Genomic DNA, 24,550 nt, shown 5'->3' with positions numbered 1-24,550 from the left:
TCAGCAGTGCTCGAGGGTGGCGTCCTTGCGGGCCTCGTCGCCGTAGCGACGAGCCTGGGAGGTGTACGGCAGGACGACGCTGGCCCCGCCGATGGTGCCGATCCCGCCCTGGACCACGCAGTTGGTGATCTTCGAGGGCTCGACCTGGGACAGCGCCTGCGCGAGCTCGTACAGCTGGGCCGGGCCGAGGTCGGTGTGCATGTGCTGCATCGCGGTCACCACCCCACGCTCGATGAAGCCCGGCGCCGACGCCCGGGCGCGGACCTTGGCCTGGATGCCGCGGAGCACCCGCTGCTGGTTGGCGGAGCGGTCGAAGTCACCGCGGGGCAGCGAGTGGCGGATCCGGGAGAACGCCATGGCGTCGTAGCCGTTGAGATGGATCCGGCCGGCGTCGAAGCCCTTGGGCCGCAGCGCGGAGTCGCTGAACGCCCGCGGGTTGTTCACCTCGATGCCGCCGATCGACTTGACCATCGCGATGAAGTAGGGGAACCGGGTGACGAAGACGTAGTCCGGCCGGATGCCGACCAGGTTCCCGACCGTCTGGCCGAGCAGCTGCGGGCCGCCGAAGTACAGCGAGGAGTTGATCTTGTTGTAGCCGTGGCCGGGGATGTCCACCCAGGAGTCCCGGGGGATGCCGATGTCGGCGGCCGCATGGGTCCTGGTGTCGATGCCGACCAGCTGCAGCGCGTCACCGCGGCTGTGGGTCATGTCCTCCCCCGGCCGGGCGTCGGAGCCGACCGCGAGCACCCAGACCACGTCGGGGCCGACGTCGGCGCCGTCGGCCTGGTGCACCTTCACCAGCTCGAACCGGGTGGAGTTCACCGCGGAGTCCGGGACCACGAGGGCGGCGATCGCCAGCACCAGGCCGAGGGTGAGCAGCCGCAGCCCCCGGCGGGCCAGGGTACGGGTGCGGGTGCGGGTCGGGGCGGTCATCGGCCGTCTCCCTTCGCGTGGTGGCGGGGCTTCTTCCCCTGGTGCTTGTCCTGGTGCTTGCCGCCGTGCTCACCCCCGGGGGTCCGGTCGTGCCCGCGCGACTTCTCGCGCGACTTCTTCCGGGCCAGCTCGGTGGGCGTGCCCTTGGCCACGTCGTAGCCGAACACCTGCCACCCGTGGGGGCCCGGGGTGAGGAACAGCCGGCCCCGGACCTCGACGTGCCGGCGGGCGTGGCCGCTGGTACTGAAGGCCAGGCGGAACCGCGCCGTGACCGCGGCCGCGTGGTGCCGCGGCGCGAGCACGTCGAGCCAGACCAGCTTCTGGGTCGGGGTCACCGCGTCGATCCGCTGGCCAAGCGGCTGGTTGGTCATCAGCGCCCGGTCGCGGTGCGCCTCGGCGCGCGCCCCGGCGGTGAAGCCGGGGAAGGCGTCGGAGAAGTCGCGGCGCGGGTAGTCGCCACCGACGTACGCCGCGCTGAACCAGCCGTCCACGACCTTCCCGACATGGCGCTGGACCCGCTGGCGCGCCGGAGCGGGGAGCTTCCCGACCACGTTGACCACCGAGACCCTGGTGCGGACCGGGCGGGGGGCCGGCGAGGCGGGGCTCGACGCGCTCGACGACGGTGGCCGCGCCGCCGGCTGGGCGTCGCCGCCGTCGGACGTGCAGCCCGTCGCGAGGCCCGCGAGCAGCATCAGGACGGTCGGCGCCAGGAGGCGTCGCCTGGGGTCGCTCATGGTGGGTCAGGCTCTCATGTCGCGCGGGAGGGGCAACACCCCGTCCATAGGTCGCCCTAGTCTCGGCATTCGCTGGGCGAGGGGACTAGCCTTGTCGACTGGAAAGACCACCACTCCACGCGCGCGCAATCCGGAAGAGGCGAACCAACCCGTGCCGCAGCCCTCAGGCAGCCAGTCCCCCGATCAGCCCACCGCCGACTTCGGCGCGAACGAGTGGCTCGTCGAGGAGATGTACGACCAGTTCCAGAAGGACCCGGGCAGCCTCGATCCGGCGTGGAAGCGATACTTCGAGACGCACGGCAACGGCTCCGCCGGCGCCGCCAACGGGAAGGCGGCCGCGGCGGCCGCGCCCGCCCCGAAGGCCCAGGCCGCGCCGGCGCCCGCCCAGAAGTCGACCGAGAAGCCGGCCCAGAGGTCGACCCAGAAGCCAGCCGAGAAGCCGGCCCCGGCCGAGCAGTCGAAGGCGGACACGAAGACCCCGGCGCCGGTCGCCAAGCCGCGCCCCCAGGCGCAGGCGGCGGAGCCCGCCAAGGGCACCAGCAAGCCGGTCCCCAAGGACTCCAAGCCCGCCGCCCCGGCCGCGGCCAGCGACGAGCCCACGTTCACCGTGCTGCGAGGTGCGCCGGCGCGCACCGTCCAGAACATGGACGCCTCGCTGACGGTGCCGACCGCGACGTCGGTGCGCTCGGTGCCGGTCAAGCTGCTGTGGGACAACCGCACGGTCATCAACAACCACCTCGCCCGCGCGCGCGGCGGCAAGGTCTCCTTCACCCACCTCATCGGCTACGCGCTGGTGCAGGCGGTGAAGTCGATGCCGGAGATGAACGTTGGCTTCGACGTCGTCGACGGCAAGCCGAACCTGATCACGCCGGCCCACATCAACCTCGGCCTGGCCATCGACGTCCCGAAGCCCGACGGCAGCCGGCAGCTGCTGGTGCCGAGCATCAAGGCCGCCGAGACCATGGACTTCGCGGCCTTCTGGACCGCCTACGAGGACATCGTCCGCAAGGCCCGCGACAACAAGCTCGGCGTGACCGACTTCCAGGGCACCTCGATCTCGCTGACCAACCCCGGTGGCATCGGCACCAGCCACTCGGTCCCGCGCCTGATGAAGGGCCAGGGCGCGATCATCGGGGTCGGCGCGATGGAGTTCCCGCCCGAGTGGCAGGGCGCCTCGGCCGACGCGATCGCGCGCAACGCGATCAGCAAGGTCATGACGCTGACCTCGACCTACGACCACCGCGTCATCCAGGGCGCCCAGTCGGGTGAGTTCCTCAAGCGGCTGCACCAGCTGCTGCTCGGCGGGGACGACTTCTACGACGAGATCTTCCGCTCGCTGCGCATCCCCTACGAGCCGATCCGCTGGGCCAGCGACATCGCCACCTCCCACGACGACGAGATCAGCAAGCAGGCCCGGATCCTGGAGCTGATCCACGCCTACCGGGTGCGCGGGCACATGATGGCCGACACCGACCCGCTGGAGTACCGCCAGCGCAGCCACCCCGACCTCGAGGTCGAGTCGCACGGGCTGACCCTGTGGGACCTCGACCGTGAGTTCGCCACCGGCTCGTTCGGGGGCTCCGGCCGGCCGTTCATGAGGCTGCGCGACATCCTGGGGATCCTGCGCGACTCCTACTGCCGCACCACCGGCATCGAGTACATGCACATCATGGATCCCGAGCAGCGCCGCTGGATCCAGGAGAGGGTGGAGCAGCCGCACACCAAGCCGCCGCGCGAGGAGCAGCTCCGGATCCTGCTGAAGCTGAACCAGGCCGAGGCGTTCGAGACCTTCCTGCAGACCAAGTTCGTCGGGCAGAAGCGGTTCTCGCTCGAAGGTGGCGAGACCACGATCCCCGTCATCGACGAGATCTGCGAGGCGGCCGCCGAGGCCGACCTGGACGAGGTCACGATCGGGATGGCCCACCGGGGCCGGCTCAACGTGCTGGCCAACATCGTCGGCAAGAACTACTCCCAGATCTTCCGCGAGTTCGAGGGCAACATCGACCCGCGGACGGTCCAGGGCTCCGGCGACGTGAAGTACCACCTCGGCGCCGAGGGTGCGTTCGAGGCCGGCTCCGGCGACACCATCAAGGTCTCGGTCGCCGCGAACCCCTCGCACCTCGAGGCCGTCGACCCGGTCCTGGAGGGCATCTCCCGCGCCAAGCAGGACGTCCTCAACCGCGGCGCGGCGTACCCGGTGCTGCCGCTCCTGGTGCACGGCGACGCGGCGTTCGCCGGCCAGGGCGTGGTCGCGGAGACGCTGAACCTCTCCCAGCTGCGCGGCTACCGCACCGGTGGCACGATCCACCTGGTCGTCAACAACCAGGTCGGCTTCACCACCTCCCCGGGCTCCTCGCGGTCCTCGCTCTACTGCACCGACGTGGCCCGGATGGTGCAGGCGCCGATCTTCCACGTGAACGGCGACGACCCCGAGGCCTGCATCCGGGTGGCGCGGCTGGCGTTCGAGTACCGCCAGGCGTTCAACAAGGACGTCGTGATCGACCTGGTCTGCTACCGGCGCCGGGGCCACAACGAGGGCGACGACCCGTCGTACACGCAGCCGCTGATGTACGACCTGATCGAGCAGAAGCGCTCGGTCCGCAAGCTCTACACCGAGTCCCTGATCGGTCGTGGCGACATCACGATCGAGGAGGCCGAGCAGGTGCTGCGCGACTACCAGCAGCAGCTGGAGCGGGTCTTCACCGAGGTCCGGGAGGCCAGCAGCCAGCCCTCGGAGTGGACGACGGTGCCGGACTACCCGGAGAAGCCGGCCGGCGAGGCGAAGACCGCCATCTCGCTCGACATCATGAAGCGGATCTCCGACGCCTACGTCACCCCGCCGGAGGGCTTCACGGTCCACCCGAAGGTGATGCCGCAGCTGCAGCGCCGCGCCGCCGCGATCACCGACGGCCCGATCGACTGGGGCACCGGCGAGATCCTCGCGTTCGGCTCCCTGCTCATGGAGGGTCGTCCGGTCCGCCTCGCGGGGCAGGACTCGCGCCGCGGCACGTTCGTCTCGCGGTTCGCGACGATCATCGACCGGGTCAACGCCGACGAGTGGACCCCGCTGGCGAACCTCACCGAGGACCAGGCGAAGTTCTACGTCTACGACTCGCTGCTCTCGGAGTACGCCGCGCTCGGGTTCGAGTACGGCTACTCCGTCGCCCGGCCCGAGGCGCTGGTCCTGTGGGAGGCCCAGTTCGGGGACTTCGTCAACGGCGCGCAGACCGTCATCGACGAGTTCATCACCTCCGGCGAGGCCAAGTGGCGCCAGCAGTCCGGTGTGGTGCTGCTGCTCCCCCACGGCTACGAGGGCCAGGGTCCGGACCACTCCTCGGCGCGGATCGAGCGGTTCATGGCGATGTGCGGCGACGAGGCGTTCACGGTCGCCCAGCCGTCGACGCCGGCGTCGTACTTCCACCTGCTGCGTCAGCACTCGCTCGGCGAGGACCACAAGCCGCTGATCGTGTTCACCCCGAAGTCCATGCTGAAGCGGAAGGAGGCCGCGTCCCGGCCGGACGACTTCACCACCGGCTCGTTCCGTCCCTTCGTCAGCGACGACGGGGCCGACCAGGGCAAGGTCGACACGCTGCTGCTGTGCTCGGGGCGCGTCACCTGGGACCTGATGGTGGAGCGGAGCAAGCGCGAGGACGGCGAGCGGTTCGCGATCGCGCGGGTCGAGCAGCTCTACCCGCAGCCGATCGACGACATCAAGTCCGAGGTCGCCCGCTACCCCCACCTCAAGCAGGTCCGCTGGGTGCAGGACGAGCCGGAGAACATGGGCCCGTGGCCGTACTACGCGCTGAACGTCTGGCCCGGGATCGACGCGCAGGTGCAGGCGATCACCCGCCGGGCCTCGTCCTCGCCCTCGGTCGGCACGGTCAAGCGGCACCAGGAGGAGCAGAAGGACCTGGTCGCCCGCGCGTTTGCCTGAGGGGAGCCGTCCGAGGAACGAGGACGGGTCCCACCTCAGGCAGGTCGAGGGAGCACGCGACCGAGCCTGCGTGGTCGCGACCGCGGGTCGAGACCCAGTGAGAGAGGCAGGGCGGCAACCGATGTACTTCACCGACCGCGGGATCGAGGAGCTCGAGAAGCGCCGGGGTGACGAGGAGGTCACCCTGGCGTGGGTGGCCGAGCGCCTCCAGGAGTTCACCGACACCCACCCGGAGTTCGAGACCGCCGTCGAGCGGTTCGCGACCTGGCTGGCCCGGCTGGACGACCCCGAGGACTGAGCGCGTGCCCTACCCCCCGGCCCCCTGGCCGCTGCAGGGCCAGCTGTGGCTGTCGCTGTTCCGGCTGCCGGTGGCGGTCGACGCCGAGCGTCCGGCCGGCCTGTACGGCGCGGCGTTCGTCAGCTACGAGCCCGACAGCCCGCTGACCTACGCCGAGCTACTGGTGGCGCGCGCCGTGGACAGGCGGATCCGGATCACCGACATCTGGGTCGACTCCCCCGACTCCATGGCCGGCGGCCGGGAGCTGTGGGCCATCCCCAAGGACCTGTGCGACTTCCGGCTGGACTCGGGCCACACCGGACCGGCGTCGCGGACGGAGTGGACCGCCACGCGCGGGCGGCGGCCGATCGCCGAGGCGGCGTTCACCGACCTCGCGCGGGCCGCGCCGCGCGTCCCGTTCCGCGCCGAGCTGCGCCAGCCGCCGCTCGGACCCGGCCGGCCCGAGGGGTGCGCCACGATGCGGGGCACCGCGAAGATGCTGCCGTGCCGGGCCCGGTGGCACTTCCCCTCCGACGGGCCGCTCGGGTGGCTCTCGGGCGCCCGGCGGCTGGCGTCGGTGCGGATGTGTGACTTCCGGATGTCCTTCGGCTGACTGAGGATTCCCTTCGCAGCCGCCCGAGGGCCGCCGCCACCGGGCCGCGAACGAGTACACATGTTCACCGACTACGATCGGAGGCATGGCCGGCCTCGTCGTACCACCTCCCGGACCGGAGGCCGGCGCCCGGGGCGGGACGCGCCTCGAGCGCAAGGGACGCACCCGCCGGGCGATCCTCGACGCGGCGCTGATGCTGTCGGAGGACAGTGGCTTCGGGGCGCTGTCGCTGCGCCAGGTGGCCAAGGAGGTCGGGATCGTGCCGACCGCCTTCTACCGGCACTTCGACTCGCTGGAGGCGCTCGGCCTCGCCCTCGTGGAGGAGTCCTTCGAGTCGCTCCGGGCGATGCTGCGCGACATCCGGCGCGGAGACCCGTCGTACGCCGACGTCGTCGACCTCTCCATCGACACCCTCGTCGAGCACGTGCACCGGCAGCGCACGCACTTCCTCTTCATCGCGCGCGAGCGGGCCGCCGGGCCGCCCGCGGTGCGCGAGGAGGTACGCCGCGACATCGAGCTGTGCGAGCACGACCTGGCCACCGACCTGGCCGCGCTCCCCGGCACCGACGCCTGGTCGGCCGCCGACCTGCGGATCCTGTCGAACCTCATCGTCACCGCGATGGTCGCCACCGCCGAGGCGATCCTGAACGCGACCGACCCCGCCGAGGAGCAACGGGTCGTCGGGACCGCCCGCACCCAGCTGCGGATGGTGCTGATCGGCGCGCTGAACTGGCGCTCGGGCAGCTGACCGCGCCGGCGACCGGGCAGCGCCCGGCCGCCCCGGCGCAGACCGCCCCGCTCAGGGGCCGGGACTGACCTGGACGTCCGGGATGGTGGCGTCGCGGGGCAGGTCGAGGACGTGCAGGATCGTCGCGGCGACGGTGCCGACCTCGATCCAGTCCGACGCGTCGTACTCCTTGCCCTCCTGGGCGTGCACCTTCTGCTGCATGGGCGTGGCGGTGCGCCCCGGGTAGACCGTCGTCACCCGCACGCCCTGCGGCCGCTCCTCCCCGCGCAGCGCGTCGGCGAGCGCCCGCAGCCCGAACTTCGAGGCGGCGTAGCCCGACCAGGTCGGGCTGGCGCTCAGCCCGGCGCCGGAGTTCACGAACACCACCGTCCCACCGGCCGCGCGGAGCGCGGGCAGCAGCGCCCGGGTGAGCAGCGCCGGAGCGGTGAGGTTGACGTCGAGCTGCTGCTGCCAGGCCTGCCGGTCGAACGACGTGACGGGCGCGAGGTCGACCACGCCGGCGGCGTGGACCAGCGAGTCGACCCGCTCCGGCAGCCGACCGGCCGCCAGACCGGCCTCCAGGGCGGACTCCAGGCCGCCGGGGTCGGCCAGGTCGGCGACCAGCGTGCGAGCCCCGGCGAACTGCCCGGCGAGCTCGACGGCCCGCTCCTCGCTGCGCGCGAGCAGCCACAGCTGGTCGCCCCGGGCCTGGAGCCGGGCGGCGAGCTCCGCACCGATGCCGGACCCGGCCCCGGTGAGCACGTGCGTCCGGGGCTGGCCCGCCGTCATCGGGTGAAGACGATCTTGCCGAACACGTCGCCCTCGGCCATCGCCGCGAAGCCCTCGCGGGCCCGGTCCATCGGGAGCACCCGGTCGACCAGCGGCCGGGCGCCGGTGGCGTCCAGCATCGTGACCAGCGAGGCCAGCTCGGCCCGGGTGCCCATCGTCGAGCCGATGACCTGCAGCTGCAGGAAGAAGATCCGGGTGAGCTCGGCGTCGTCGACCTTGGGGCCCGAGGTGGTCCCGGAGATCACGACCTTGCCGCCGGGACGCAGCGAGCGGATCGAGTGCGACCAGGTCGCGCGCCCGACCGTCTCCATCACCGCGTCGGCCTTGACCGGGAGCCGGGCCCCGGACTCGAAGACGTCGTGAGCGCCGATCTCGAGGGCGCGGGCGCGCTTGGCCTCGTCGCGGCTCGTCGCGAGCACCCGCAGGCCGCCGGCCCGGGCGAGGGTGATCAGCGCGGTCGCGACGCCGCCTCCCGCCCCCTGCACCAGCACGGTGTCGCCCGCCTTGAGGCCGCCCTGCACGAACAGCATCCGATAGGCGGTCAGCCACGCCGTGGGCAGGCACGCGGCCTCCTCGAACGACAGCGACTCGGGCTTCGGCACCACGTTCCCCCGGGGCACGACGACCTTGTCGGCGAACGTCCCCTGGAAGCGCTCGGAGAGCAGCGACCGCTTCGGGTCCAGCGTCTCGTCACCCGACCAGGCCGGGTCGCTCACCACGGCGTGGACGACGACCTCGTTGCCGTCCTCGTCGAGGCCGGCCGCGTCGCAGCCGAGGATCATCGGCAGCGCTTCCTCGCGCAGCCCGACGCCGCGCAGCGACCACAGGTCGTGGTGGTTCAGCGAGGCGGCCTTGACCGTGACCGTGGTCCACCCGTCGGGGACGTCCGGGTCGGGGCGCTCACCCACCACCAGGCCGGAGATCGGGTCGTCGGAGGAGAACTTCTCTGCGTAGACGGCGAACATACCCGTCAACGTACCCACTGCGCCCCGGTCGCAGGCGACCGGATCGCCACCGGTCGGGTCGGGTCAGCGCCGGGTCGGGTCGGGTCAGCGCCGGGCGACGCCGCCGCGGCGCGCCGCGTCGGCGACCGCGGTCGCCACCGCCGGCCCGACCCGGGGGTCGAACGGCGAGGGGATCACGTAGTCCTCGGTGAGGTCGTCGCCGACCAGCCGCGCCAGGGCGTCGGCGGCGGCGAGCTTCATGCCCTCGGTGATCGCGGTCGCGTGCACGTCGAAGGCGCCCCGGAAGATGCCCGGGAAGGCCAGCACGTTGTTGATCTGGTTCGGGAAGTCCGAACGCCCGGTGGCGACGACCCGGGCGTGCCGGCGCGCCACGTCGGGATGGACCTCCGGGATCGGGTTGGCGAGCCCGAAGATGATCGCGTCCGGCGCCATCGCCGCCACGTGCTCCTCCGGCACGGTGCCGCCGGAGACCCCGATGTAGACGTCCGCGCCGACCAGCACGTCGGCGAGCGAGCCCGAGCGGCCGTAGTGGTCGGCGGTGTCGACCGCGAGCGCGCGCTTGACCGGGGTCAGGTCCGGGCGGGCGGAGCTCAGCACGCCCTTGCGGTCGGTGACCGCGAGGTCCTTGATCCCGGCCTCGAGCAGGATCCGGGCGACGGCGACGCCGGCGGCACCGGCACCGGAGATGACCACCCGGGTCGTGCCGGGGTCGCGGCCGGTGAGCCGCAGGGCGTTCTGCAGGGCGGCGAGCGCCACCACGGCGGTGCCGTGCTGGTCGTCGTGGAAGACGGGGATGTCGAGCCGCTCCTTGAGCCGCTGCTCGATCTCGAAGCAGCGCGGCGCCGAGATGTCCTCGAGGTTGATCCCCCCGAAGCTGGGCGCGAGCCGGACGACGGTCTCGATGATCTCCTCGGTGTCGGTGGTGTCCAGGCACAGGGGCACCGCGTCCACGCCACCGAACTGCTTGAACAGCACCGCCTTGCCCTCCATCACCGGCATGGCGGCGGCCGGACCGATGTCGCCGAGCCCCAGCACGGCAGTGCCGTCGGTGACGATCGCGACGGTGTTCGGCACCCAGGTGTAGTGCTGGCTCAGGCTGGGGTCCGCGGCGATCGCCTCGCACACCCGCGCGACGCCCGGGGTGTACGCCAGCGACAGGTCGTCCGGACCGGTCAGCGACACCGTCGGGCGCGTCTCCATCTTGCCGCCCGCGTGCAGGTCGAAGACCGGGTCACCGGAGCGCGGGGGCCGGCCGGGCTGCTGTTCCTCGGACGCCATGGTCCGGAGTGTGGCACAGGAGGCGAACCGCCCCGGCTCACCGTCCAGCCGGGAAGACGAGGCGCGGCGCGGGCCAGATCCTGGCGAGCACCACCGCGTCCACCCGGTCCTCCGCGACCGGTCCCCGGTGCCGGGAGTCCACTCCCTCCGCGGGGTTGTCGCTGAGCAGCCACCAGGCCGGCTCGCCGGTGCGGGTCGTACGCCGTTCGACCGCGCGCTTGACCGCGAGCGTGCCGTCGGCGAACCGGGCCACCACCAGCGCACCCGGGCGGACCCGCGCGTCGTACCGCACCAGCAGCAGGTCCCCGGCCGCCAGGGTCGGCGTCATCGAGGCACCGCGCACCCGCGCGAACCCGAATGGCGCGCGCCGGCGTGGGTACGAATCTCCCCCATATGGACGGCTCGGCACGCGGAGTAGTGTCGCAGTCGACCGTCGTACCCCCTCAGAGAGGACACTGGATGTTCGCGCGACTCATCGCTCCCACCGTCGAGGTCTCGGCCCACTGCGACCTGCCGTGCGGTGTCTACGACCCGGCCCAGGCCCGCATCGAGGCCGAGTCGATCAAGGCGATCATCGCCAAGGTCGCCGACAACGACGACCCCGACTTCCGCACCCGGGCGATCGTCATCAAGGAGCAGCGCTCCGAGCTGGTCAAGCACCACCTGTGGGTGCTGTGGACCGACTACTTCAAGCCTCCGCACTTCGAGAAGTACCCGCAGCTGCACACGCTGGTCAACGAGGCCACCAAGCTCGCCGGCGCGAGCGGCACCAAGGGTGAGCTCGACGAGGGCGTGGCCGACCAGCTGCTGGCGAAGATCGACCAGATCGCCGAGATCTTCTGGGAGACCAAGAAGGGCTGAACGAAGCGAAGCCCTTCGATGTCTCAAGGGAGGCTGAGCTTGCGAAGCCTCCACCGCTCGCCGCAACCACCGGCGCGCCAATCGCCGACTGAGCCTGCGAAGTCGGCGTAAGCCGAAAGGCGAAGGTCTGGCAGCGAATGGTCGTGCGGGGATCAAGGGCTGAGCACGGCATCACGCGACACGCGTGTGCGGGGGTCGGTCACCGGGTACACACCCGGTGACCGGCCCCTACTAGTCTTCGCACCGCGACTTGATCCCATGGAGGACGACACGATGTCTATGAGCGGGCCAACCGGACCGGCGACCATGAAGCCGAGCGACCGGGCCGACGTGGAGCTCCGGGTCCCGGCCGACAGCGCCTACGTCTCGGTGCTTCGGACCACCACGGCCGGGCTGGCGGCCCGGCTGGACTTCCCGATCGACGACATCGAGGACCTGCGCATCGCGGTGGGCGAGGCCAGCGCCATGGTGCTGCCCGAGGCCGACGAGGCCGGGGACCTGCTGTGCGGCTTCTACCTGCGCCCCGGTGAGCTGACCGTCAGCGTCGGGGTCTCCACCACCCGCTCGGTGCCCCACCCCGACTACGACAGCTTCGCCTGGCAGGTGCTCACCACGCTGGCGACCGCGGCCACGGCCAGCACCGACAACGGCCGGTTCACCGTCACCCTGACCATGCAGCCTGGGGCGCCGGAGCACACTTACTGACATGGCGCTCGACCATGCGCAGGACGAGAAGCCCGCGGACGCACGGACGTCCGCGGTGGAGGCCACCCGACGCCGCAGCGCGGAGCTCTTCGTGGACCTGCGCGACGAGGAGGCCGCCACCCCCACCCGGGAGCGCGCGCGCGAGGAGCTGGTGCACCTCCACCTGCCGCTCGTCGAGCACTGCGCCCGGCGGTTCCGCAACCGCGGCGAACCGTTCGAGGACCTGGTCCAGGTCGGCACCATCGGCCTGATCAAGTCGATCGACCGCTTCGACTCCGGGCGGGGCGTGGAGTTCTCCACCTACGCCACGCCGACGATCATCGGCGAGATCAAGCGCTACTTCCGCGACAAGGGCTGGGCGATCCGCGTGCCCCGGCGGCTGCAGGAGCTGCGCATGCAGATCGGCACGGCGACCGCCGAGCTGACCCAGAGCCTGGGTCGCTCCCCCACGCCTCGCGAGCTCGCCGAGCGCATCGGCTGCACGGTCGAGGAGATCGTCGAGGGCATCGAGTCCAGCAACGCCTATGCGACGCTGTCGCTGGACGCGAGCGACAACGACGAGGACGGCGCCGCGACCATGCTCGACGCCATCGGCGTCGACGACCACAACCTCGAGCACGTCGAGATCCGCGAGTCGATCAAGCCGCTGCTCGACCGACTCGCACCGCGGGAGAAGAAGATCCTGCTGCTGCGCTTCTTCCGGAACATGACCCAGTCGCAGATCGCCGACGAGATCGGGGTCTCCCAGATGCACGTCTCCCGGCTGCTGAACCGCACGCTGGTGGAGCTGCGGACCTCGCTCGAGGAGTCCTCCCGCTCCTGACGCCCTCCTGACGCCCTGCTGGCACCGGGGCGGCAGGGCCGCGGTCAGTCGCGGGGCCGGTCGGCGAGGGCGTCGATGCTGGCCGGGTGCAGGATGCCCGCCAGCGCGATCACCCCCACCACGCCGACCCCGATCGCCGCCCAGTCCGCGCCGCCACTGTGCAGGCTCCAGGCCATGCCCAGGGCGATCAGCTGGGAGAGCACGATCGGGCTGCGCGCCCAGCTGCGCAGCCGGCTCACCGACCATGCCGACCACAACAGGAACACGCCGTAGAGCAGGAAGAAGGCAGAGGTGGTGAGGCCCAGGCCGATCCGGTCGGTGGAGAAGCTCGCGATCTCCAGCCCCGCCAGCACCAGCAGCATCAGCCCCTCGACCGCCACCAGCGACGCGGCGACGAGGAGGGGCGGGGGCGACTGGTTGAACTGGCTGCCGTCAGGCCGGGGATCCACGGCGCCAGCGTAGGAGACGACCCCCGGCCGACCGGCCCGGGGAGGGCGTCAAGCACCCGCCGCTGTGACGCTTGTGACCAAACAGACCCGGCCCCAGGGCTTGTTTAACGGTCCAAAGATTGCCACGCTAGTCGACGCGCTGCGTGAAGGCCTTCACCCACATCGCCTCACCGCGCTCCCGCAGGGCTGTGATCATTCCTGGCCTGTTCGAACCCACACGGAAAGAGGGATCACCCAGCCATGGATTGGCGCCACCGTTCCGCATGCCTCGACGAGGACCCGGAACTGTTCTTCCCGATCGGCAACACCGGTCCGGCCATTCTCCAGATCGAGGAGGCCAAGCAGGTGTGCCGTCGCTGCGAGGTGCGCGAGCAGTGCCTCGCCTGGGCGCTCGAGGCTGGCCAGGACCACGGCGTGTGGGGCGGGCTCAGCGAGGACGAGCGCCGCGCGCTGAAGCGCCGCAACGCCCGGGCCCGCGTGCGCACCGCCTGATCCCCCGTCCCGGGTCCGGGGCGCGCGGTCACCAGCCTCAGTCGAGGGGGACGTCGAGCGAGGCTCGTGTCCCCCGTCCACCGGGCGCCGGCCCCAGCTCCAGCTGTCCCCCCAGCTCGGACTCCACGAGGGTCCGCACGATGGACAGCCCCAGGTTCGTCGACCCGTCGAGGTCGAACCCCTCCGGCAGCCCCTGTCCGTCGTCCTCGACGCTGACGTGCAGCCGGCCCACCAACCGGCGCGCGGTCACCACGATCTCGCCGCGCCGCGCCTCTCCGGCCCGGTCCTCGGGATAGCCGTGCTCGACCGCGTTCTGGAGCACCTCGGTGAGCACCATCGCCAGCGCGGTCGCGACCTCGGACGGCAGCACGCCGAACGAGCCGACGCGACGGACCAGCACCGGCTTGCCGACCGCGCTGACCTCGGTGACCATCCGTCCGAGCCGGTCGGCGACCTCGTCGAAGTCGACCTGCTCCTCGACGGCCTGGCTCAGCGTCTCGTGGACGAGGGCGATCGAGCCCACGCGGCGCACCGCCTCCTCGAGGGCCGCCCGGGCCGACTCGGAGTCCATCCGCCGCGCCTGCAGCCGCAGCAGTGCCGCCACCGTCTGCAGGTTGTTCTTCACCCGGTGGTGGATCTCGCGGATCGTGGCGTCCTTGGTCACCAGCTCCCGGTCGCGGCGACGCAGGTCGGTGACGTCGCGCACCAGGACCAGCGCACCGATGTGGTCGCCCTGGGGCCGCAGCGGGATCGACCGGACGATCAGCGACACCTCGTCGGAGCCGATCTCGGTGTCGCGGTGCGCGCGCCCGCCCAGCACCGCGCTCAGCGTCTCCTCGTCGGGCCGTCGCCGCGGCGGCACCAGCTGGCGGGTCAGCTCGGCGAGGGACAGCCCGGCCAGGTCGCCGGAGAGCCCCAGCCGGCGGTAGACCGACAGCGCGTTCGGGCTGGCGTAGACCACGCGTCCCTGGGCGTCCACGCGTAGGAAGCCGTCGCCGACCCGCGGGGAGTCCGCGTGGTCGCTGCGTGGTCCCTGATCCGGGAAGTAGCCGTGGGCGATCATCTGGGTCAGGTCGGCCGCGGTCTGCAGGTAGGACAGCTCCAGCCGGCTGGGGGTGCGCACGCCCAGCAGGTTGGTGTTCCGGGCGACCACCGCGATCACCCGGGCGCCGCGGCGCACCGGGATCGTCTCCACCCGCACCGGCACGTCGTCGCGCCACTCGGGGTCGCCCTCGCGGACCAGCCGGCCCTGCGTCCAGGCGGCGTCGAGCATCGGCCGCCGGCCGGCCGGCACGAACGTGCCGACCACGTCGTCGACGTACGCCGTGGGCCCGGTGGTGGGCCGCATCTGGGCGCCCGCCCAGAAGCCCTGCCCCTCCCGGTCCGGCAACCACAGCACGAGGTCGGCGAAGGACAGGTCGGCGATGATCTGCCAGTCGGCCTGGAGCAGCTGCAGCCAGGCGACGTCGTCGACGTCGAGGTCCGTGTGGCTGCGGACCAGCTCGCTCAGGGACGGCACGGACAAGATCTATCACCCGGGACCTCGGGGAGCGGCCGGCGCTCGGGCTTTGGCAGGATGGAGGCCATGTCGGGGTCGTACTGGAGCCAGGTGCACGCGGGCGGCCTCGCAGTCCCGACGGACCGCCCCCTGGACGACCTCACCGCCGAGCTGACCCGGATGCTCGGGTCGGCCGACCCGGCCGACCGCGACGGCACCGCCTACCCCACGCTGGCGACCTGGATCGACCGCGGCGTCTACGACGACCTGCTCGCCGGCCTCGGCGACGGCATGGCCGCCGGCCTGCAGGTGGGCCTCGGGGAGCGGGGCACCGACTCGGTCTTCCGCCGCAGCTTCTCGGTGCTGGTGCTGGCCGAGTGCATCGCCCGCGACAACGGCCGCCCGCTGCTCCCCGGCGGCAAGATCCTCGAGTGGGGCGACCGGATCGCCACCTGGCTGCTGCGCGAGCGCGACCTGCGCGGCCACGTGACCGGCAGCGGCTGGGCGCACGCGGTCGCCCACGGCGCCGACGCGCTCGGCACGCTCGCGGAGTCACCGCACCTCAACACCCCCGAGCTGACCGTGGTGCTCGACGTCATCGCCGACCGGGTGCTGCTGCCCGTCGACACCCTGTTCACCTCCGGCGAGCCCGACCGGCTGGCCCGGGCGACCATGAAGGTGCTGCGCCGCAACCTGGTGCCCGAGCGGGTCCTCGAGCCCTGGATCGCCCGGGTGGCGGCCGCCGCCGGCACCCGGGCGTCCTACGACGATCGCGACCCGTTCCTGGTCGGCGGCAACGCGCAGGCGTTCCTGCGCGCGCTCCACCTGCAGCTCGCGCTCGGCCCCCGGCCGCCCGAGGTCCGCGCGGACCTGCTCCTGGTGCTGGTGCAGGCGCTGAAGGCCACGAACCCCGACTTCCTCCTGCCTACGCCCGGGTAACCACGCCGAGTAACCTGCCCGCATGAGCGACGCCGGAACCCGCACGGACGACGGATCGACCCCCAGCGAGGGCCCGGGCGACTCCCCCGACGGCACCTCGGGCGGCACCTCAAGCGGCAGCGGGGCGTCGGCGGCCGGGACCCTCAGCGGCCATGCCGGGGACCTGGCGGTGGCGGTGGCCCGCGCCCACGGCGTGGAGACGATGTTCACGCTCTCCGGCGCCCACGTCTTCCCGATGTACGACGGGGCCGTGAAGGCCGACCCGCCGCTGCGGCTGCTCGACGTGCGCCACGAGCAGACCGCCGCCTTCGCCGCGGAGGCCACCGGGAAGCTGACCCGGGTCCCCGGGCTGGCGGTGCTGACCGCCGGACCGGGCGTCACCAACGCGGTGAGCGCGATCGCCCAGGCGCAGTTCTCCGGGTCGCCGATGGTGGTCCTCGGCGGGCGCGCCCCGGCCAACCGCTGGGGCAGCGGCAGCCTGCAGGAGCTCGACCAGCCGCCGATCATCGGGCCGGTGGCCAAGCAGGCCCGCACGCTGCACCACGCGGGCGACGTGCTCGCCGGGGTGCACGAGGCCTTCACGCTGGCCGGGTCCGCCCACCGCGGGCCGGTCTTCGTCGACGTGCCCATGGACGAGCTGTTCGCCCCGGCCGCCGGGGTGGTGCCCAGCCCCGGGGCCGACCCAGCGGCCGCCGGGGGCGCGGAGCCGGACCCGGACGCCCTCACCCGGGTCGCCGAGCTGCTGGCCGGCGCCCGGCGCCCGGTGCTGGTGCTCGGCACCGACGTCTGGGCCGACGGCGCGGAGGAGGCCGCGCTGCGCCTCGTCGAGGAGGCGGGCCTGCCCGCGATCACCAACGGGATGGGCCGCGGCGTCGTGCCCGGCGGCCACCCGCTGCTGGTCACCAAGGCGCGTGGCCGGGCGCTCGGCGGCAGCGACCTGGTGGTCGTGGTCGGCACCCCCCTGGACTTCCGGCTCGGCTACGGCACGTTCGGGGGCAAGGACGGAGGCACTCCGGCGCCGGTCGTGCACGTCGCCGACTCCCCCGGCCAGGTCGCGACGCACGCCGACCTCGCGGTGTCGCTGGCGGGCGACCTCAGCCGGTGCCTCGACGGCCTGCTCGCGGCCCTGGACCGGGTCGACCGCCGTCCCGACTGGTCGGCGTGGGTGGACGACCTCCAGGGCGCGGTGGCGGCCGCCACCGCCCGCGACGCCGAGCTGCTCGCCGCCGAGGCCGATCCGATCCACCCGGCCCGGATCTACGGCGAGCTGGTCCCCCGCCTCGCCTACGACGCGGTGGTGATCGGCGACGGGGGCGACTTCGTCAGCTTCGCCGGCAAGTTCGTCGAGCCGCGCCGGCCCGGGTGCTGGCTCGATCCCGGCCCGTACGGGTGCCTGGGCGCCGGGCTGGGCGCCGCGATCGCGGCCCGGCTGGCCCGCCCCTCGGCCCAGGTCGTGCTGCTGCTCGGCGACGGGGCCGCGGGGTTCTCGCTGATGGACGTCGACACGCTGGTCCGCCACGGGCTGCCGGTGGTGATGGTGCTGGGCAACAACTCCGCGTGGGGCCTGGAGAAGGGGCCCATGCAGATGCTCTACGGCTACGACGTGGCCGCCGACCTGGCCCCGCGCACCGCCTACGACGAGGTCGTGCGCGCGCTCGGCGGCGCCGGCGAGACGGTCACCGACCCGCGCGGGATCGGTCCGGCGCTCGATCGGGCCTTCGCCGCCGACGTGCCGTACCTGGTCAACGTGATCACCGACGTGGGGGCCGCCTACCCTCGCGCCACGTTCGGAATCTGAGGGCCCGCACCCGACCGTCGGCCCGCGAAGGAGAGTCATGCGTCTGCGCCGCGCCACCCCCCGCGACTACGAGGCCGTCGGCGAGGTGACCGTCCGGGCGTACGCCGACTTCACCCTCGGCCCCGACGACCCCTACCTCGACCACCTGCGCAACGCCGCCGCACGCGCGCTGGAGGCGGAGCTGTGGTTGGCCACCCCCGACGACGGCGACGAGGTCCTCGGCACCGTCACGCTGTGCCGCGAGGGCTCCCCCTGGCAGGAGCTGGCCGACCACGACGAGGGCGAGTTCCGGATGCTCGCCGTGGCGCCCTCCGCCCGCCGCGCGGGCGTGGGCGAGGCGCTGGTGCGCCTGGTCCTCGACCGGTTCCGCGAGGAGGGCGCCCCCGCGATCGTGATGTCGAGCCTGCCGGAGATGGCCGACGCGCACCGGCTCTACGAGCGGCTGGGCTTCGTGCGGACCCCGGAACGGGACTGGCGGCCGGTGCCCCACGTCTCGCTGGTCGCGTTCCGCAAGGAGCTCGGCGAGTGAGCGGCCCGGAGCCGGCCGAGGCGGTCCTGCGGTTCACCGTGGGCCCGGACGACACGGCCGCCGCGCTCGGCTCGGGCAGCCTGCCGGTGCTCGGCACGCCGCGGCTGCTGGCGTGGTGCGAGGCCGCCACCTGCGCGGCCCTGGAGCCGACCCTCCCGGAGGGCTCCACCAGCGTCGGCACCCGGATCGCGCTGGAGCACACCGGGGCCAGCCCGGTCGGCCGGGAGCTCGAGGTGTCGGCGTCGCTGTCGTACGCCGACGGGCGGCTGCACCGCTTCACCGTGGCCGCCCGGCACGTCGGCGGGAGCGGTGCCGGCCGGGTGGTGGCCACCGGCGAGATCACCCGGGTCGTCGTGGACGCGGAACGGTTCCTCGGCCGGCTGTGACCGAGCCGGATTTCGCCTCGCCCCACAGTTTTGAGAGGATGGCCGACGGACCCTCGTTCGGCACGACCCGCGGGGGGCACAGACCGCGATCGAACCGGAGGACATCATGGGCAAGACCGGCCGCAAGCGCCGCGCTCGCAAGAAGAAGGGCGCGAACCACGGCAAGCGCCCGAACGCCTGAGCGCAGCTGCCCGACCCCTGGTCAGGCAGCAAGCACAGGAGCCCCCGACCGGTCGGTCGGGGGCTCCTGTGCATGTCGGGACCGTCTCCGGGGCCCGGGTCCGGAGACCGGCTCGCGCGGATCCGCGCGCTAGCCCTCGGTGATCCGGACCTGGACCTCACGGATCCGCAGCATCACGCGCTCCCGCAGCTCCCGGGGCGCGGCCTCGGAGCAGGACCGGGCGACCACGGCCTTGACCGTGCGCTGTAGGTCGTACTTCTCCAAGCAGGGGCTGCACTCGTCGAGGTGCAGCCGGACCGCCGAGCAGTCCGCCTCGTCGAGCTCGTTGTCGAGGAGGTAGACGATCCGCTCGAGGAAGTCCACACAGTCCTCGCCGGGGTGCTGATGCTCGCTCACGACTTGCCTCCCTCGTGGCCGGCCGACAGCAGGTCGTTGGTCCGCACGTAGTCCGAGAGCATGTCCCGCAGCTGCCTGCGGCCCCGGTGCAACCGGGACATGACGGTGCCGATGGGGGTCTCCATGATCTCGGCGATCTCCTTGTAGGCGAATCCCTCGACGTCCGCGAGGTAGACCGCCAGCCGGAACTCCTCGGGAAGTCGCTGCAGCGCGTCCTTGACCTGCGAGTCGGGCAGGTGCTCGAGCGCCTCCATCTCCGCCGACCGCAGCCCGGTCGAGGAGTGCGACTCCGCCCGCGCGAGCTGCCAGTCCTCGACGTCCTCGGCCATCGACTGCTGAGGCTGGCGCTGCTTCTTGCGGTAGGTGTTGATGAAGGTGTTGGTCAGGATCCGGTACAGCCACGCCTTGAGGTTGGTGCCCGGGCGGAACTGGTGGAAGGACGAGTAGGCCTTCGCGAAGGTCTCCTGCACCAGGTCCTCGGCGTCCGCGGGGTTGCGGGTCATCCGCATCGCGGCCGAGTAGAGCTGGTCGAGGAACGGCAGCGCGTCACGCTCGAAACGGGCCGAGCGCTGCTCGTCGGTCTCCGTGGCGGGGTCCACGACCTCGTCGGGGATGTTCAGGGAGTCAGTCATCGCATCCCAGTCTAGGGACCCAGCGGGCGTGGGTGCAGGTTCGAGAGTGGCAAGCACGTCGTTCCCAACACGACGCGGGGCCGGGTCATTCCCCGCTCACCCGCGCACCGCTCCGGCGGCGCCGCCGGCCGGGCCCTCACCGACGACCTCGCGCACCAGCCACTCCAGGGTCGCCTCCACCACGATCCCGAGCGCCTCGTGCTGGGTCACCTCGCCGCGCACGGGCACCTTCAGGCCGTGGTCGGCGTTCGGCACGACCGCCAGGTCGACGTCCGACGGGAACTCCTCGGGGCGGCCCATCACGTCGTTCTCCCCCTGCACCACCAGGGTCGGGACCCGGGCGGCCCGCAGCTCCTCGAGGCGCGACTTCTCGGGGTGGCCGACCGGGTGCAGCGGGAACGACAGCGCCAGGCACCCCGCCGCGCCGAGCTGGCGCGCGCAACGGGCGGCCGAGCGGGCGCCGGCCGAGCGGCCGCCGACGACCAGGGGGGTTCGGGTGCGTAGCCGGTTGGCGGCGGCGACCAGGGCGTCGTCGAGCGACGAGGGCCGGGTGGCCACCCGCTTGCCCGCGACCTTCCAGGGCTGCTCGAGGCGGACCACCGTGATCCCGTGCCGCGGCAGGTTCCCGGCGAGCGCCTCGAGGTCCGCGGTGTCGATGCCCGCCCCCGCGCCGTGGCTGAGGAGCAGCGTGGCCACCGGGTGCCGCGAGCGGCTGGTGACCAGCCGCGCCTCGCCGTGCGGGGTGGGGACTCGGAGCTCGGTGGTCACGCCATCGCCTCCTCGGGCGGGATCGGCTCGATCAGCTGGGGGCCGTTGTTGCGCACGTTGCTGACCGCGGTGGACACGGGGAACGCCTCGAGCCGGCCCGGGGCGGCGGGCACGAGCAGGCCGAGCAGGTCGTCGCGGTCCGCGACCGTCGGGTCCAGCCAGCGGTCCCAGCGCTCCCGCTCCACGGCCAGCGGCATCCGGTCGTGGATGCGGCCCACGGCGTCCTCCGCCTGGGTGGTCAGCACGGTGCAGGTCCAGCGGTAGCGCTCCGGGTCGTCGTCCGCCCGGGTGGGGTCGCGCCAGATCTCGTACAGCCCCGCCATCGCCAGCACCCCGCCGTCGGTGGGACGGATGAAGAAGGGCTGCTTGCGCGGCTTGCCGGCCAAGGTGTGCTGCTCGGTCGGGTACCACTCGAAGTAGCCGTCCGCGGGCAGCAGGCAGCGACGCCTGGCGAAGGCCCGCTTGTACGCCGGCTTCTCCGCCACGGTCTCCATCCGGGCGTTGATCAGCCGGTTGCCGATGGACGGGTCCTTCGCCCAGGACGGCACCAGTCCCCAGCGCACCACCCGCAGCTGCCGGGCCGCGGGCTCGGGCGGGCCGTCGCCGGGCGCGCGAGGCGGCCGCTCGACCACGGCGTACACCTCCTTGGTGGGCGCCACGTTGTAGTCCGGCTCCAGCGGCGCGGCGACCCGGTTCTCCTCGATCTCGAACTCCTCGACGAGGTCCTCCGGGCGCCGGCTCGAGGCGTAGCGACCACACATGCCAGGAAGCCTAGGGTGTGGCGGCGACGCGCGTCCCACTTCGCGGTCTCCCGCGGCCGGTGACGCATCGTCGTGAGGGGAACGGGGTAGAACTAGAGCCATGACCCTGAGCCGAACGATCGCCCGCCCGATGCTCGCGTCCATGTTCGTGGTCGGCGGCGTCAACGCCCTGCGCAACGCGACGATGCTGGCCGGCAAGGCCGGACCGATCACCGAGAAGGTGGTGCCCATGGCCCGCAAGGCCGTGCCCCAGCTGCCGATCCCGGAGGACCCGGTGACGCTGGTGCGGATCAACGCGGTGGCCCAGCTCGGCGCCGCCGCCGCCCTGGCCACCGGCCGCGCGCCCCGGCTGTCCGCCCTGGTGCTGGCCGCCTCGCTGGTCCCGACGACCGCCGCCGGCCACCGGTTCTGGGAGGTCGAGGACAAGGGGGACCGCGCCCAGCAGCAGCTGCACTTCTTCAAGAACGTCTCGATGCTGGGCGGCCTGATCATCGCCGCCGGCGACACCGACGGGAAGCCCGGCGTCGCGTGGCGCGCCCGCCGCGCCGCCCGGGACGCCCGCCGCGAGGGCCGGCACTTCGCACAGTCGGCCCGCCGGGAGGCGAAGCTCGCCAAGGCGAAGGTCGGCTGACGCGCCGCGCCCGGCTCGCCCCGCAACCCTCTAGGCTGGCGCGGTGAGCCAGCCCCGGAGTGAGCCCTGCACCGGGTCGGGCGTGCCCGACCCCTGGCCGGCGCCGCGCGTGCGGGAGCCGGTCGACCTGACGGTGGCGCTGCCCGGCAGCAAGTCGCTCACCAACCGTGCGCTGGTGCTGGCCGCGCTGGCCGACGGCCCGTCCACCGTCGGGGGCGCGCTGCGCTCGCGCGACACGACGCTGATGGCCGCCGCCCTGACCGCGCTCGGCTCCTCGGTGGACACCTCGGGCGCGGACTGGCGGGTCACCCCGGGCCGGTTCGACCGGGACGCGGCCGTCGACTGCGGCCTGGCCGGCACGGTCATGCGCTTCGTGCCGCCGGTCGCGGCGCTGTCCACGGCCCGGGTCGCCTTCGACGGCGACCCGCACATGCGCAGCCGCCCGATCGGCGAGGTGCTCGCCGCGCTGCGCGGCCTCGGCGTCCGCATCGAGGACGGCGGTCGCGGCGCGTTGCCCTTCGTCGTGCACGGCAGCGGTTCGGTGGCCGGCGGCACGGTGGTCGTCGACGCCTCGGCCTCCTCGCAGTTCATCTCGGCGCTGCTGCTCGCGGGCGCCCGCTACGAACGCGGCGTCGACGTCCGCCACGACGGCAAGCCGGTGCCGTCGCTGCCCCACATCGACATGACGGTGGCGATGCTGCGCGAGCACGGCGTCCAGGTCGACGATCCCGCCGCCGGCGGCGGCGCGAACCGGTGGGTGGTGGCCCCCGGGCCGATCCGCCCGGTCGACCACCGGATCGAGCCCGACCTGTCCAACGCGGCGCCGTTCCTGGCGCTCGCCGCCGTGTCCGGGGGCTCGGTCGTCGTGCGCGACTGGCCGCGGCACACCACCCAGGCCGGCGACGCCCTGCGCGAGATCCTCGCCCGGATGGGCTGTCGGGTCGACCATGTCGAGGAGGGCCTCCGGGTCACCGGCCCCGACGCCCTGGAGGGCATCGACGTCGACCTGCACGACGTGGGCGAGCTCGCACCCGCGGTGGCCGCGCTCTGCGCGGTGGCCTCCTCCCCCTCCCACCTGCGCGGCATCGCCCACATCCGCGCCCACGAGACCGACCGGCTGGCGGCGCTCGCGGCGGAGCTGGGCGGGCTCGGCGCCGACGTGACCGAGCATCCCGACGGCCTGAGCCTGCGGCCCGCCACCCTGCACGGCGGGGTCTTCCACACCTACGCCGACCACCGGATGGCCCATGCCGGCGTGATCGTCGGCGCGGCCGTCGACGGCGTCGAGGTCGAGAACATCGCCACCACCGGCAAGACCTTCCCCGACTTCGCCGGCCTCTGGTCCCGCCTCGTGGAGCCGGCGGGGGCCCGCGGATGAGCGGCCGGTACACCGAGCACGACCACGAGCACTACGAGCGTCCCCGCCGCCACACCCGCCCCCGCACCAAGGAGCGTCCCAGCTACGAGGACGCCGTCGACGGCGTGGTCGTCACCGTCGACCGCGGCCGCTACACGCTGCTCGTCGACGACGCCACGGTGATGGCGATGAAGGCGCGGCCGCTGGGGCGCAAGGGGGTCGTCGTCGGCGACCGCGTCCGCGCGGTCGGCGACACCTCCGGCGCCGACGGCTCGCTGGCCCGGATCGTGGAGGTGGCCGAGCGCCGGACGGTGCTGCGGCGCACCGCCGACGACGACGACCCGGTCGAGCGGGTCATCGTCTCCAACGCCGACCAGCTCGTGGTCGTCACCGCGCTGGCCGACCCCGAGCCCCGGCCGCGGCTGATCGACCGCGCGCTGGTGGCGGCGTACGACGCGGGCATGCAGCCGCTGCTGTGCCTGACCAAGTCCGACCTGGCCGACCCCGAGACGCTGCTCTCGACGTACCGCTCCCTCGGCGTGCCGTGGGTGGTGACCCGCAAGGGCGGCGACCTCGACGCGCTCCGCGAGCGGCTGCACGGGCGGACCAGCGTGCTGCTGGGCCACAGCGGCGTCGGCAAGTCGACGCTGGTCAACGCGCTGGTGCCGGCGGCCGACCGCCAGGTGGGCGTGGTGAACGCGGTCACCGGGCGAGGCCGGCACACCTCGACCTCGGCGTTCATGCTGGCGCTGCCCGACGGTGCCGGCTGGATCGTCGATACCCCCGGCATCCGGTCCTTCGGGCTCGCCCACGTGCGGCCCGGTCAGCTCATCGGAGCCTTCCCCGATCTCGACGAGCTGACCGGGGAGTGCTCCCGCGGCTGCACGCACGGCGCCGGCGAGCCCGAGTGCGGGCTCGACCTGGCCGTCGCCTCCGGCGCGGCCGACCCGGACCGGGTGGAGTCGTTCCGCCGGCTGCTGGCCGCGCGCAGCGAGCCGGCGTACTGACCCCGCTCCCGGCCGGCTCCTGCGCGCACCCTGAGACCGCCGCCGGACACGCTGCCCGTGGCCGGCGGCTGCCGCACGGTCGTGGGG

Annotated in this window: 28 protein-coding genes; 16 read left to right on the top strand and 12 right to left on the bottom strand. The window is 73.1% G+C overall.

The features are described 5' to 3' along the window. The gene (locus tag BJZ21_RS06510; RefSeq protein ID WP_179662999.1) at nucleotides 1–933 is read right to left on the bottom strand and encodes an LCP family protein; all 933 of its coding nucleotides are present in this window, start codon (nucleotides 931–933) and stop codon (nucleotides 1–3) included. Next, the gene (locus BJZ21_RS06505; protein WP_179662998.1) at nucleotides 930–1,667 is read right to left on the bottom strand and encodes a hypothetical protein; all 738 of its coding nucleotides are present in this window, start codon (nucleotides 1,665–1,667) and stop codon (nucleotides 930–932) included. Before BJZ21_RS06505 ends, BJZ21_RS06510 begins: the two co-directional genes overlap by 4 nt. 151 nt (nucleotides 1,668–1,818) lie before the next feature. On the opposite strand from BJZ21_RS06505, the gene BJZ21_RS06500 reads away from it, so the two are divergent. From BJZ21_RS06500 to BJZ21_RS06485, 4 genes are all read left to right on the top strand, one after another. Next, complete coding sequence (locus BJZ21_RS06500; protein WP_343051995.1) at nucleotides 1,819–5,601, top strand: multifunctional oxoglutarate decarboxylase/oxoglutarate dehydrogenase thiamine pyrophosphate-binding subunit/dihydrolipoyllysine-residue succinyltransferase subunit; 3,783 nt, start codon at nucleotides 1,819–1,821, stop codon at nucleotides 5,599–5,601. A gap of 121 nt (nucleotides 5,602–5,722) precedes the next feature. After that, nucleotides 5,723–5,899 (top strand): DUF6104 family protein, encoded by a 177-nt coding sequence (locus BJZ21_RS06495; protein WP_179662996.1) that lies wholly within the window; start codon nucleotides 5,723–5,725, stop codon nucleotides 5,897–5,899. A 4-nt stretch (nucleotides 5,900–5,903) separates the two neighbouring features. Then, nucleotides 5,904–6,491: an acetoacetate decarboxylase family protein gene (locus BJZ21_RS20870; protein WP_179662995.1), complete on the top strand. Its 588-nt coding sequence runs from the start codon at nucleotides 5,904–5,906 to the stop codon at nucleotides 6,489–6,491. Between the two features lie 85 nt (nucleotides 6,492–6,576). After that, nucleotides 6,577–7,239: a TetR family transcriptional regulator gene (locus BJZ21_RS06485; protein ID WP_179662994.1), complete on the top strand. Its 663-nt coding sequence runs from the start codon at nucleotides 6,577–6,579 to the stop codon at nucleotides 7,237–7,239. Between the two features lie 51 nt (nucleotides 7,240–7,290). Here the strand turns inward: BJZ21_RS06485 and BJZ21_RS06480 are convergent, their stop codons facing one another. From BJZ21_RS06480 to BJZ21_RS06465, 4 genes are all read right to left on the bottom strand, one after another. Then, nucleotides 7,291–8,007, bottom strand: a complete 717-nt coding sequence (locus BJZ21_RS06480; protein ID WP_179662993.1) for an SDR family oxidoreductase — start codon at nucleotides 8,005–8,007, stop codon at nucleotides 7,291–7,293. Next, the gene (locus BJZ21_RS06475) at nucleotides 8,004–8,972 is read right to left on the bottom strand and encodes a zinc-binding dehydrogenase (protein ID WP_179662992.1); all 969 of its coding nucleotides are present in this window, start codon (nucleotides 8,970–8,972) and stop codon (nucleotides 8,004–8,006) included. Before BJZ21_RS06475 ends, BJZ21_RS06480 begins: the two co-directional genes overlap by 4 nt. Before the next feature lie 84 nt (nucleotides 8,973–9,056). After that, the gene (locus BJZ21_RS06470; RefSeq protein ID WP_179662991.1) at nucleotides 9,057–10,250 is read right to left on the bottom strand and encodes an NAD(P)-dependent malic enzyme; all 1,194 of its coding nucleotides are present in this window, start codon (nucleotides 10,248–10,250) and stop codon (nucleotides 9,057–9,059) included. 37 nt (nucleotides 10,251–10,287) lie between these two features. Then, entirely contained in the window at nucleotides 10,288–10,659 is a 372-nt protein-coding gene (locus BJZ21_RS06465; protein ID WP_343051994.1) for a S24/S26 family peptidase, read from the bottom strand. A gap of 50 nt (nucleotides 10,660–10,709) precedes the next feature. Between BJZ21_RS06465 and sodN the strand changes: the two genes are divergently transcribed. The 3 genes from sodN (at nucleotide 10,710) to BJZ21_RS06450 (ending at nucleotide 12,639) form a co-directional block, all read left to right on the top strand. Then, the gene (gene sodN, locus BJZ21_RS06460; RefSeq protein WP_179662989.1) at nucleotides 10,710–11,111 is read left to right on the top strand and encodes a superoxide dismutase, Ni; all 402 of its coding nucleotides are present in this window, start codon (nucleotides 10,710–10,712) and stop codon (nucleotides 11,109–11,111) included. A 306-nt stretch (nucleotides 11,112–11,417) separates the two neighbouring features. After that, nucleotides 11,418–11,816, top strand: a complete 399-nt coding sequence (locus tag BJZ21_RS06455; RefSeq protein ID WP_218851346.1) for an ATP-binding protein — start codon at nucleotides 11,418–11,420, stop codon at nucleotides 11,814–11,816. Nucleotide 11,817: 1 nt separating this feature from the next. Beyond that, nucleotides 11,818–12,639, top strand: coding sequence for an RNA polymerase sigma factor SigF (locus BJZ21_RS06450; protein WP_179662987.1), 822 nt, complete (start codon nucleotides 11,818–11,820; stop codon nucleotides 12,637–12,639). A 44-nt stretch (nucleotides 12,640–12,683) separates the two neighbouring features. Here the strand turns inward: BJZ21_RS06450 and BJZ21_RS06445 are convergent, their stop codons facing one another. Beyond that, nucleotides 12,684–13,088 carry a hypothetical protein gene (locus BJZ21_RS06445; RefSeq protein ID WP_179662986.1) on the bottom strand — a complete coding sequence of 135 codons (405 nt, stop codon included), beginning with the start codon at nucleotides 13,086–13,088 and terminating at the stop codon, nucleotides 12,684–12,686. A 240-nt stretch (nucleotides 13,089–13,328) separates the two neighbouring features. Here BJZ21_RS06445 and BJZ21_RS06440 point away from each other — a divergent pair, with 240 nt between their 5' ends. Continuing rightward, the gene (locus BJZ21_RS06440) at nucleotides 13,329–13,580 is read left to right on the top strand and encodes a WhiB family transcriptional regulator (protein WP_011755173.1); all 252 of its coding nucleotides are present in this window, start codon (nucleotides 13,329–13,331) and stop codon (nucleotides 13,578–13,580) included. A 37-nt stretch (nucleotides 13,581–13,617) separates the two neighbouring features. Here BJZ21_RS06440 and BJZ21_RS06435 read toward each other — a convergent pair whose 3' ends face one another. After that, nucleotides 13,618–15,099 (bottom strand): histidine kinase N-terminal domain-containing protein, encoded by a 1,482-nt coding sequence (locus BJZ21_RS06435; protein ID WP_179662985.1) that lies wholly within the window; start codon nucleotides 15,097–15,099, stop codon nucleotides 13,618–13,620. Between the two features lie 66 nt (nucleotides 15,100–15,165). Here BJZ21_RS06435 and BJZ21_RS06430 point away from each other — a divergent pair, with 66 nt between their 5' ends. From BJZ21_RS06430 to BJZ21_RS21930, 5 genes are all read left to right on the top strand, one after another. After that, complete coding sequence (locus BJZ21_RS06430) at nucleotides 15,166–16,017, top strand: DUF2785 domain-containing protein (RefSeq protein ID WP_179662984.1); 852 nt, start codon at nucleotides 15,166–15,168, stop codon at nucleotides 16,015–16,017. Between the two features lie 22 nt (nucleotides 16,018–16,039). Next, nucleotides 16,040–17,815 (top strand): acetolactate synthase, encoded by a 1,776-nt coding sequence (locus BJZ21_RS06425; RefSeq protein WP_179662983.1) that lies wholly within the window; start codon nucleotides 16,040–16,042, stop codon nucleotides 17,813–17,815. Nucleotides 17,816–17,852: 37 nt separating this feature from the next. Continuing rightward, nucleotides 17,853–18,344, top strand: coding sequence for a GNAT family N-acetyltransferase (locus tag BJZ21_RS06420; RefSeq protein WP_179662982.1), 492 nt, complete (start codon nucleotides 17,853–17,855; stop codon nucleotides 18,342–18,344). Next, nucleotides 18,341–18,730, top strand: coding sequence for a thioesterase, FlK family (locus tag BJZ21_RS06415; RefSeq protein ID WP_179662981.1), 390 nt, complete (start codon nucleotides 18,341–18,343; stop codon nucleotides 18,728–18,730). The genes BJZ21_RS06420 and BJZ21_RS06415 overlap by 4 nt, the downstream gene beginning before the upstream one ends. Before the next feature lie 106 nt (nucleotides 18,731–18,836). Beyond that, nucleotides 18,837–18,911 (top strand): 50S ribosomal protein bL37, encoded by a 75-nt coding sequence (locus tag BJZ21_RS21930; protein ID WP_369759046.1) that lies wholly within the window; start codon nucleotides 18,837–18,839, stop codon nucleotides 18,909–18,911. Nucleotides 18,912–19,040: 129 nt separating this feature from the next. On the opposite strand, the gene rsrA is transcribed toward BJZ21_RS21930, so the two are convergent. From rsrA to BJZ21_RS06395, 4 genes are all read right to left on the bottom strand, one after another. Next, on the bottom strand, nucleotides 19,041–19,307 hold the full coding sequence (rsrA, locus tag BJZ21_RS06410; protein WP_179662980.1) for a mycothiol system anti-sigma-R factor: 267 nt from the start codon (nucleotides 19,305–19,307) through the stop codon (nucleotides 19,041–19,043). Next, the gene (locus BJZ21_RS06405; protein ID WP_179662979.1) at nucleotides 19,304–19,939 is read right to left on the bottom strand and encodes a sigma-70 family RNA polymerase sigma factor; all 636 of its coding nucleotides are present in this window, start codon (nucleotides 19,937–19,939) and stop codon (nucleotides 19,304–19,306) included. The genes rsrA and BJZ21_RS06405 overlap by 4 nt, the downstream gene beginning before the upstream one ends. Before the next feature lie 96 nt (nucleotides 19,940–20,035). Then, complete coding sequence (locus BJZ21_RS06400; RefSeq protein WP_179662978.1) at nucleotides 20,036–20,707, bottom strand: alpha/beta family hydrolase; 672 nt, start codon at nucleotides 20,705–20,707, stop codon at nucleotides 20,036–20,038. After that, nucleotides 20,704–21,468, bottom strand: coding sequence for an SOS response-associated peptidase (locus tag BJZ21_RS06395; protein WP_179662977.1), 765 nt, complete (start codon nucleotides 21,466–21,468; stop codon nucleotides 20,704–20,706). Before BJZ21_RS06395 ends, BJZ21_RS06400 begins: the two co-directional genes overlap by 4 nt. 100 nt (nucleotides 21,469–21,568) lie before the next feature. Between BJZ21_RS06395 and BJZ21_RS06390 the strand changes: the two genes are divergently transcribed. The 3 genes from BJZ21_RS06390 to rsgA are packed head-to-tail and all read left to right on the top strand — an operon-like array spanning nucleotide 21,569 to nucleotide 24,463. Beyond that, nucleotides 21,569–22,099: a DoxX family membrane protein gene (locus BJZ21_RS06390; protein ID WP_179662976.1), complete on the top strand. Its 531-nt coding sequence runs from the start codon at nucleotides 21,569–21,571 to the stop codon at nucleotides 22,097–22,099. A 43-nt stretch (nucleotides 22,100–22,142) separates the two neighbouring features. Next, a complete protein-coding gene (aroA, locus tag BJZ21_RS06385; protein ID WP_343051993.1) occupies nucleotides 22,143–23,477 on the top strand; it encodes a 3-phosphoshikimate 1-carboxyvinyltransferase in 1,335 nt (444 codons plus the stop codon). Further along, a complete protein-coding gene (gene rsgA / locus BJZ21_RS06380; RefSeq protein WP_179662975.1) occupies nucleotides 23,474–24,463 on the top strand; it encodes a ribosome small subunit-dependent GTPase A in 990 nt (329 codons plus the stop codon). Before aroA ends, rsgA begins: the two co-directional genes overlap by 4 nt. The last annotated feature ends 87 nt before the right edge of the window (nucleotides 24,464–24,550 follow it).

Source organism: Nocardioides panaciterrulae, assembly GCF_013409645.1.
Taxonomy (GTDB): domain Bacteria; phylum Actinomycetota; class Actinomycetes; order Propionibacteriales; family Nocardioidaceae; genus Nocardioides; species Nocardioides panaciterrulae.
This window is presented reverse-complemented; position numbering and strand designations above follow the sequence as displayed.